General features: G+C 66.2%; 1 protein-coding gene. It reads right to left on the bottom strand.

The genetic code is table 11. The annotated features are described in order from the left end of the window. Window positions 1-535, bottom strand: a 535-nt coding sequence (locus tag ORL50_RS28730) for an aldehyde dehydrogenase family protein (RefSeq protein WP_266020082.1), incomplete at both ends; no start/stop codon positions are given.

Genomic DNA, 535 nt, shown 5'->3' with positions numbered 1-535 from the left:
CGGCCCGAACACCTCGCGGCGGACGATTTCGTCATCCTGCTGCGCGTCCGCCAGGACCGTCGGCTCGAAGAAGAAACCGTTGCCTTCCACCGCCTTGCCGCCCGTGATCAGGCGGATGTGCGACTGCGCCACGGCGCGTTCGACGAACCCGGCCACGCGGTCGCGGTGTTGCGCGGTGATCAGCGGGCCGAGCTCGGTCGCCGGATCATCCTGCAAGCCGTACTTGATGCTGCTGACCGCGGCACCGAGTTTCTCGACGAACTGCTCGTAGATCCCGGCCTGGGCGTAGATGCGGCAGGCTGCAGTGCAATCCTGGCCGGCGTTGTAGAAACCGAAGGTGCGGATGCCTTCCACGGCGGCGTCGATGTCGGCGTCGTCGAAGATGATCACCGGGGCCTTGCCGCCCAGCTCCATGTGCATGCGCTTGACGCTGTCGGCGGTGCTGGAAATGATGTTCGAGCCGGTGGCGATCGAGCCGGTCAGCGAGACCATGCGCACTTTCGGGTGGGTAACCAGTGGGCTGCCCACCGTAGGC

The organism is Pseudomonas sp. RIT-562 (assembly GCF_026241895.1).
Classification (GTDB): Bacteria; Pseudomonadota; Gammaproteobacteria; order Pseudomonadales; family Pseudomonadaceae; genus Aquipseudomonas; species Aquipseudomonas mandelii_F.
The sequence above is the reverse complement of the archived record's forward strand: the minus strand, read 5'-3'. Positions and strand labels throughout refer to the sequence as shown.